Below are 9,094 nucleotides of genomic sequence, written 5' to 3'. Positions count from 1 at the left end.
ATTGTTATTATATTATATTATTTGCCCTGATAGGAAACTTGTGTGATAAATTTATCAATTGTTTGGTTTGTTGCCTGCTCAATAGCATAAAATCGATTATTATAGGTAGTAAGTGGATTTTCCAAAGAAACTGCATAATCATAATATCCAGTGTTTTTAAAGGTTTCTGATTGTCCTCTTTTGTTTGCATAGGTAAAAGTTACATAAGCAAAAGCACGATAAAATGTCGTGAATCCCTGTTCATTGGTGGCAATTGAAGTATCTGTAACATCTGTAATTTCAATCGTAATGATTGAATCAGCATCTTTTTGCGATGCAAGAGTACTCTGAAATCTTGAAATAACAGCCCGATTAAGAGCATCTTTTAGCTGAACAGAGTTCTCAGGGTTAGGAAGATTCACTATAAGTTTTACATATACACTATCACCTAATACTTTCTGAGCATAATATGCGGAAGGAAAATATCCACAACCACAAAAAAATAAGAATATACCTAAAAAAACAAAAGCTCTCATTGCTTGATGACAAAATTCACAATTTTATTAGGAATAACAATTTCTTTGACAATAACAGCATTGTCAAGCCATTTTGATACAATAGATTTACAAGCCTGTAAAAGTTCTTTTTCATTCATATTTGGTAGAGTTTGAATTTCACCGCGTTTTTTTCCATTGATAGTAATCGCTATAGTTACATTTTCGGTTTCTAATGCTGCCTTATCCACTGGAATTTCAGACATATTTTTTAGATTGAAATACTTTTTGCTAATCTCCCAACAAATATGAGGAATAATAGGCTCAAGAATATTAAGCAATATAAAATACCCTTCAGTCCAAACAAACTTACTCTCTTGTTCGCTCAAGGCATTCAAAGCTTCCATACACGAAGCGATCAAAGTATTAAACGCATAGCCACTTTGCTTTTTTTCAAAAATATCATTGGATTTACACAAGGCTTCATATACTTTTTTTCGAGCATTTTTTTCTTTTTGGTTTAAGCTAGAATGTTCTATTTGAGGAATAGAATCTGTAGCCAAAATATTTTTCGATCTATCCCATAGACGTTTTATAAAACGATAAGCTCCTTCTAATGCATTATCATTCCACTCTAACTCCTTAACTGGAGGGGCTGCAAAAAGCACAAACAATCTAGCAGTATCAGCTCCATATTTTTTTATAATAGCATTTGGATCAACCACATTTCCTTTAGATTTGCTCATCTTAGCCCCATCTTTTAGGACCATACCCTGCGTGAGGAGGTTTGAAAAAGGTTCATTTGAGTTTGTATAACCCAAATCTCTAAGTGCTTTTGTAAAAAATCTAGCATACAATAGATGCAATATTGCATGTTCAATGCCCCCGATATACTCATCTACATCCATCCAGTACTTTGATGAAGCTTCATCAAAAGCAACCTTATCCCAGCTATTTTTTGGAGAGGTATAGCGTAAAAAATACCAGCTTGATTGAACAAAAGTATCCATCGTATCTGTTTCCCTAATAGCATCACCTTGACATTGAGGACACTTGCAATTCTTCCAAGATGGATGTTTGTCCAATGGATTGCCCTCTCCATCAATAACAACATCTTCAGGAAGATTGACGGGAAGATTTTCATCCTTTTCTGCTACCAAACCACACTTTTCACAACGAATAAGAGGTATTGGAGCCCCCCAGTATCTTTGACGAGAAATCCCCCAATCCTTGAGCCTATAATTAATGATAGACTTACCTAGTTGATTCTTTTCAAAATACTCAATAATTTTATTACGTGCTTCTTGTCCAAATAATCCATTAAATTCGCCACTTTCTTTGAGCTTACCCTCTTGGGTGTAAGGCAAATCAGAACTTTCTGAAATAAGGACTTCTTTAATAGGAATATTGTATTTTTGAGCAAATGCAAAATCTCTTTCATCATGTGCTGGAACACTCATTACTCCACCACTTCCATAATCCATTAATACAAAATTTGCGACCCATACAGGCAAAATCTCTTGCGTGAGAGGATGAATGACAGAAATCCCCAATGGCACTCCCTCTTTTTCGCTCATTGAACGTTCTTTGGTAGGCATATTTTGCATTTTGATGATTTTGTCAATAATATCTCTTTGCAAAAAATCACTCTGTAACAAAGTTTTAACGATAGGATGTTCAGGTGCGATTGCACAATAAGTGACTCCATAAATAGTATCTGCTCTTGTAGTAAAAACTTCTATTTCTGAAATGTCTTTTACTATATCTTGACTCTTGGCATCAAGCTTGAAAGAAAAATTCAAACCTTTTGATTTGCCTATCCAGTTTTTTTGCATTATAAGTACTTGAGATGGCCACTTATCTTCTAAGCTATCTAGGCTATCTAAAAGTTCTTGTGCATAATCAGTTATCTTAATATAATATTGATCCATCTCTTTTTGAATAACTTCAGTATCACATCTCCAACATTTTCCATCGATGACTTGTTCATTGGCTAAGACGGTTTTATCATTTGGACACCAATTCAAATAGGCTGTTTTGCGATAAATCAAACCTTTTTCCCACATATCAATAAAAAATCTTTGCTCCCATCTTGTGTAGCTGCTATCACAAGTAGCAAATTCTCTCCTAGAAGAAAAAGAAAGCCCTAAACTTTCTAATTCATTTTTCATATTTTCTATATTGCTATAAGTCCATTTTTTTGGATGTGTTTTATGTTTGATAGCAGCATTTTCAGCAGGCATTCCAAAAGCATCAAATCCCATAGGATGCAATACATTATAACTATTCTTGCGATAAAATCTAGCGATAGCATCACTGATGCAATAATTCCTTACATGTCCCATATGAATTGCTCCACTTGGATAAGGAAACATACTTAGTATATATTTTTTGGGTTTAGAAAAATCATCTAAAGGTTCGTGAATATTATTATCTCTCCAATATTGTTGCCATTTCTTTTCTATTTCATTGGGATTGTAAGATATATCCATCTATTTTATCCTAGTAATCAGTATCAACAGATTTAGCACTTTCAATCAACATCAGTGCTAGAGAAAAAATATTTGCCAATAATGCACCAATAATAAGAACATAGGTTACACTCAAATTATTGAATACTTGCAAAAATATAAAAGCAGGAATCAGATGAAAATCTGCCACAAGCGAACTTGCTAACAATTCTGAGGCGAGTTGTTTTTTTACCCCGATTTTAAGTGTTGTAGAAATAAGATTAAGAGCAAGTGCAATAAAGAGTATCACAATATTTGGATCCCACAAAAAACCTGCTGTAGAAGTCAAAGAACCTAAACTAAAAAAAATAAAAATTACCTTACCCCAATCCATATCATCTCTCCTTAAACGCGACCATTTTCATACATTTGTCGCAATTGTTTTTTTTCTTGAGCTTTTTTTGCTTTTTTAATTTCTTTAGCATGATATTTTTCTATATCAAATCCAAAAATAATAGCCAATTTAGGTGCAACAAACATCGAACTATAGGTTCCAAAAACCACGCCTATAAGCATTGGCAAAGAGAAGCCGACAATGATTTCTCCACCAAAAAGATACAATGTCAAAACCACAAAAAATACTGTCAAAGAAGTTAAAAGTGTTCTTGAAAGAGTACTAGAAATTGCCTCATTTATAACTTCTTCAATATTGTTTGTTTTATTGATGAGCATTTTCTCTCTGATTCTATCAAAAACAATAATCGTATCATTAATAGAATACCCCAGCAAAGTGAGTAAAGCGGCTATAACTTCTAAATTCAAGTCGATATTAAAAACAATAACCGAAGCAGCTGTAATGATAACATCATGCACAAGTGCAACGATTCCAGCCAAAGCAAAACGCCACTCATAACGAAAACTAACATAAAGCATCATTGCTAAAGTAGCTAGAATCAAAGACAATATGCCCTTTTGACGCAGCTCGTTTCCAACTTTTGGTCCCACAGTATCCAATTTACGGATTTCAAAATGACCTGTAGGTTGCAAGATTTTAGTAATAATAGGATTAAGATCTTGATTCTCAAAAGCCTCAATAATAGGTATTTTTATGGATACTTCCTCTTTTGAACCAAACTCACTAACTTGTACGCCCTTAAATTGCGGATCTTTTTCAAGAAGCTCACGAATCTGTTCAATAGGGGCTGTTTTTTCGTATTTTATCTGTGCAACACTTCCACCAGCAAAATCAATACCAGGAGTAAAGCCCTTCACAAACAATAAAACAAAAGCTCCTATAGTTAAAAATACCGATAAAATAAGTCCGTATTTGGAATACTTAACAAAATCAAAAATCCTGACTTTTTTGAATATTTCCATATTTTAATCCTTTTTTCCAATCCCAAACCAAAAATACAAATGTTTAGTTTTGGAAATTTTTGGAAGAATCGCTAAATAAAAACCCTGCGTTCCAATAATCGCTGTTATGATTGAAGCTACAATACCAATGCCCGTAGTTATGGCAAAACCTTTGATAGCACCTGTTCCATAAGCATACAACAAGATGGAGGCTATTAAAGAAGTTATATTGGAATCAAAAATAGCTCTAGAGGCATTCACATAACCCATATGAATAGATTTTGAAATATTTTCTCCTGCACGTAGTGCCTCCCTAATACGTTCATTAATGATAATATTAGCATCTACGGCTATTCCCACAGTCAAAACAATACCCGCCATACCTGGTAAAGTAAGCGTCGCTCCAAAAATTGCCATCACAGCAATAATTAAAAGCAAATTCACTACAAGAGCAACAGAAGCAATCACACCTGCCATAGAATAATACACAATCATAAATCCGACAACTAAAATAAACCCACTCCCAAGAGCTATCATAGAAGCTTTGATGCTATCTTGTCCCAAACTAGGTCCAACGCTTCTTTTCTCCAAAACTTCAATAGGTGCGGGTAACGCTCCACTTCGTAAAGCAATCGCCAAATCACTGGCTTGTTCCACGCTAAACCCTCCACTAATTTGACCGCTTCCTCCACCAATACGTTCACGAATAACAGGAGCGGAATAAACTTTTCCATCTAAGACGATTGCCATCCTTTTATTTACGTTCGCTCCTGAAAAATCACCAAATATTTTTGCTCCTTGGGAGTCAAGAGTAAAACTAACTACAGGCTGATGAGATTGATCATAACTAACTCTAGCATCTGTTAGCATATTGCCATCTAAAATGGGAATCGCCTTGAGTAGGATTTTTTCGCCTTGTGAATTAGCAAATGGCAGAATAACATCACCATATTTCTGGGCTTGTAAATCATTCATTGAATATACTTGAGGATTCCTATCTTCATCTACTGCCATCATTTGAAGATGTGCAGATTTTGAAATAAGTTCTCTTGCACGTTCTTCTTCTTGAACTGTCTTTATTCCGGGAAGTTCAACCAAAATATATTCTTTACCCTGTCTAGTAACACTTGGTTCAGTAAGCCCAAACTGATCAAGACGATTTCTAATAGTTTCAATAGCTTGAGATACGGCATTTGCCCTGATAGTGCTTTCTTCTAGAGGGGTTAAAGTAATAATGTAATGATTGTTGGTAGAATCGATGTTAATTCCGTTGAATTTTTTCAATATGTTAGAAAGTTTATCAGCCTCGTCGCTATCTATGAGATCAAAGCTCACCCCAGAGGAATCTCCCTGCAAATCATCAAGTAAAATATCTGCTCTTCTTGCCTCGTGCGAAATAGAAGATGCCAAAGAAGAATACTTACTCTTAATAGCCTCGTCGGTTTTTACTCCCAAAAGCAAATTCAAACCACCTTGCAGATCTAGACCCAAGTTTATCTGAGGTCCCTTAGTGTGAAACAAAGATGGTACAGAAAAACCCACTGCGAAAATTATCGCAATGATAAAAACCAACAATCTAGCATTGAGTGTTTGCTTCATTTCTGAACTTACTTTTTAGTATCATCAAGTTTATAGCTTACATACTCTTTTGCAAGTTTTACGATAGTTTCATCGTTTAACTTGACACTGAAAAAGGTTTCTTCTGGCTTAATAACCTCGCATATAAAACCACCTTGCGTAACTATCTTATCGCCTTTTTGAAGATTCCCAAGCATTTCCTTGTGTCTTTTTTGCTGAAGTCTCTGTGGTCTGATGATAAAGAAATAAAAAATAGCAAACAACACTATTAGCGGTAATATGGAGGTCGCAATCTCTTGAAAATTTTGCATAAATATCCTTCTATTGTCTAAATTTAAACGTATTTTATCATTTGTTTCATTTAATTTTCTTTAGGTTTGAGTTTGTAAAGCACATTCAAATAAAGTACCCCGATAATCCCAGAAATCAAAGATCCTATCAAAATAGAGATTTTTGAAACTTCCATCGATTCAGGATGAGAAAAAGCAAGATTTGAGACAAACATGGACATCGTAAATCCAATCCCCGCCAACATTCCTGCACCAACAATATGCCCCCAGCTGATACCCTCTGGTCTTGAAGCAATTCTCAATTTCTCACACAAAAATGTGATAAAAAATATACCTATGGGTTTGCCTATAACCAGACCTAAAACAACCCCTAAGACAATATGATCGATATCAAAGTGAATTTCATTACCAATATTTACTCCCGCATTAGCAAAAGCAAACAAAGGCATAATAAAATATGCACTATAAGGCTGAAGAAAATGTTCCAAACGTCCCAATGGACTGCGAATAGATTTTACTCTATCTTGGATAGATTCTAGTACTTCAATTTGATCTTCACTTAATGGAGCGATTTCATAGGTGTTTGAAGGTGAATCAACCTCTGCATTTTTGGGAACTTTGATTTGAAATTGATCAGCAAGTTCTCTTATAAAATGCGTAAAATTCTTCCGTGATCTCTTCGGTGTAATCGGAATTGTAAAAGCTAAAATAACTGCGGCAATAGTAGCATGAATCCCGCTATTATGAATAGCAAACCAAAGCAAAACTCCCAATATTAAATAAGGTAGGAGATTTTTTATCCCTATCTTATTTAAAAAAATCAATAATACAATAATAACACCTGCACCAATAAGCCAAGTTAAATTCAACCCGCTTGTATAAAAAACCGCAATAACAATAATAGCACCTAAATCATCAGCAACTGCCAAAGTAACCAAAAATACCTTTAAAGCCATAGGGACTTTTTTACCAAGCAACATAATTACCCCGAGTGCAAACGCAATATCAGTTGCCATCGGAATTCCAAATCCATGATAAGAGTTCGTTCCCGCATTTAAAGAATAATAAATCAAGCCTGGTATTATCATTCCACCAAGTGCTGCAATAGCAGGAAACGCGGCTTTTTTAAATCCTGCAAGTTCTCCAAATAAAACTTCGCGTTTAATTTCAAGTCCTACCATCAAAAAAAACAATGCCATCAATACATCATTAATCCAATGATGTATTGAAAATCCTACAAAATGCTGACCAAAAGAAAAACCAAAATCTATATGCCAAAAATTAAAATAATACTCACTTAAAGGAGAATTTGCCACAATCATGGCTAACACAGCACTAATAAAAAGAAAAATACCCCCAAATGACTCACTTCTAATAAAGTTTAAAAACACATTTTTAAGCCCTACCTGGGTTATTTTTTCAGTGTTGTGCATAATATACCTTTTTATTTTTCTTTGTGCTAAAAATCATAGTAATAATCCCAAAAAATGCCGAAATAAAGGAAGCACACAATATAGAAATTTTTGAGATATCAACTGCATCTGCATTATCATAAGCAAGATTGGCAACAAACATAGACATAGTAAAGCCAATCCCAGCCAAACATCCAACGGCAAAAATATGCCCATAAGTAAGTCCCTTAGGTCTAATAGAAAGATTCAATTTTTCGCTCACATAAGCAAAAAAGACAATTCCTATAGGTTTCCCCACCACAAGACCCAAAATAGTACCTAGAAGTATTCCTTTCATTTCAAAACCCGCATCAAATATTGCTTTGAGTGTGTCAGGGCTAATCTTCACTCCAGCATTAGCAAAAGCAAATAAAGGAACAATAAAATATGCACATAAAGGCTGGAGTGCGATTTCAATTCTAATGAGTGGATTTTGAGCATATTTAGAATATTTTGCGATGGTATCAAGCATATGGACTTGCTTACTTGTTTTTTCCATATCAATTCTTTTCTCAATATTTTCACCTGAAGTGATGAAATGCTTGATATTTTTCCAAGAAGAAGCAAAAAATCCCAGATTTTCTTCCTTAGAATCAACTTGCACATCTCTTCCGTTATTTGTCATAAAATTTATCTTATGCCACTCTTCCATCATATTCATAAAATATGTTTTAGTAATATTCGATCTCCCTGGTATGGTAAGTGCTAAAATTACAGCAGCAACAGTAGCGTGGATTCCACTGTTATGAATAGAAATCCATAACAAAACACCGACAGTAAGATAGCTAGAGAGGTATTTGGTATCGGTATAGTTAAGATAAATCAAAACACAAATCAATCCGATTGAAACATATAGCCACCCCATGTTCAAAGTATGAGTATAAAACAATGCAATGACACTAATAGCACCCAAATCATCGGCAACTGCAAGTGTTACTAAAAATATTTTAATAACTGGAGGAACTCTTTTACCTAGCAATAATATAACTCCTAGTGCAAATGCGGTATCCGTACTCATCGCCACGCCAAATCCGTTTGCAAAAGGAGTATTGTGATTAAAATATATATAAATAGCAATAGGAAGCACCATCCCCCCTAATGCCCCAAAAACAGAAAATCCCACTTTTTTAAAGCCTGCAAGCTCGCCATACAGAACTTCTCTTTTCATCTCTAACCCAACCATTAGAAAGAAAAAGGACATCAATACATCATTAATAAACTCAAGCAGAGACATTCCTCTAATTTGATGCCCCAAACCAAACCCATCAATAAATCCTCCAAATTGAAGCTTCCAAAGACTAAAATACTGCTCTCCAAATTCAGAATTTGCAATCACTATAGCAAGCAACACACAGAAAAATAATAGCAACCCTCCAAAGGATTCATGCCCTATGAATGTATGAAGACCTTTTTGAAGTTTATCTTTGACATAATAAGCTGAATTTTGAGATTTCTGATCTTGTTTTGTAACTCTTAATATTTCTTCCATAGGACTC

General features: G+C 34.6%; 8 protein-coding genes. All 8 read right to left on the bottom strand.

Annotated elements, in window-relative coordinates:
- Positions 1 to 17 precede the first annotated feature (17 nt).
- Genes lptE through nhaA (Q5I06_RS05905) form a run of 8 tightly spaced genes read right to left on the bottom strand, consistent with a single transcriptional unit; the run spans position 18 to position 9,087 of the window.
- On the bottom strand, positions 18 to 515 hold the full coding sequence (lptE, locus tag Q5I06_RS05940; protein ID WP_305517266.1) for an LPS assembly lipoprotein LptE: 498 nt from the start codon (positions 513 to 515) through the stop codon (positions 18 to 20).
- Positions 512 to 2,965 carry a leucine--tRNA ligase gene (gene leuS, locus Q5I06_RS05935; protein WP_305517267.1) on the bottom strand — a complete coding sequence of 818 codons (2,454 nt, stop codon included), beginning with the start codon at positions 2,963 to 2,965 and terminating at the stop codon, positions 512 to 514. The genes lptE and leuS overlap by 4 nt, the downstream gene beginning before the upstream one ends.
- 10 nt (positions 2,966 to 2,975) lie before the next feature.
- Positions 2,976 to 3,317, bottom strand: a complete 342-nt coding sequence (locus tag Q5I06_RS05930) for a DUF6394 family protein (protein ID WP_305517268.1) — start codon at positions 3,315 to 3,317, stop codon at positions 2,976 to 2,978.
- A gap of 11 nt (positions 3,318 to 3,328) precedes the next feature.
- Complete coding sequence (secF, locus tag Q5I06_RS05925; RefSeq protein ID WP_305517269.1) at positions 3,329 to 4,300, bottom strand: protein translocase subunit SecF; 972 nt, start codon at positions 4,298 to 4,300, stop codon at positions 3,329 to 3,331.
- A gap of 3 nt (positions 4,301 to 4,303) precedes the next feature.
- Complete coding sequence (gene secD / locus Q5I06_RS05920) at positions 4,304 to 5,878, bottom strand: protein translocase subunit SecD (RefSeq protein WP_305517270.1); 1,575 nt, start codon at positions 5,876 to 5,878, stop codon at positions 4,304 to 4,306.
- Between the two features lie 8 nt (positions 5,879 to 5,886).
- Positions 5,887 to 6,168 (bottom strand): preprotein translocase subunit YajC, encoded by a 282-nt coding sequence (gene yajC / locus Q5I06_RS05915; RefSeq protein ID WP_305517271.1) that lies wholly within the window; start codon positions 6,166 to 6,168, stop codon positions 5,887 to 5,889.
- A gap of 50 nt (positions 6,169 to 6,218) precedes the next feature.
- On the bottom strand, positions 6,219 to 7,580 hold the full coding sequence (nhaA, locus tag Q5I06_RS05910; RefSeq protein WP_305517272.1) for a sodium/proton antiporter NhaA: 1,362 nt from the start codon (positions 7,578 to 7,580) through the stop codon (positions 6,219 to 6,221).
- A complete protein-coding gene (nhaA, locus tag Q5I06_RS05905) occupies positions 7,567 to 9,087 on the bottom strand; it encodes a Na+/H+ antiporter NhaA (protein ID WP_305517273.1) in 1,521 nt (506 codons plus the stop codon). The genes nhaA (Q5I06_RS05910) and nhaA (Q5I06_RS05905) overlap by 14 nt, the downstream gene beginning before the upstream one ends.
- Positions 9,088 to 9,094 lie beyond the last annotated feature (7 nt).

Origin of the sequence: Helicobacter cappadocius, assembly GCF_030688855.1 — a bacterium.
Taxonomy (GTDB): domain Bacteria; phylum Campylobacterota; class Campylobacteria; order Campylobacterales; family Helicobacteraceae; genus Helicobacter_J; species Helicobacter_J cappadocius.
Note: the sequence above shows the minus strand (reverse complement) of the source record. Positions and strands in the feature narration are given on the sequence as shown.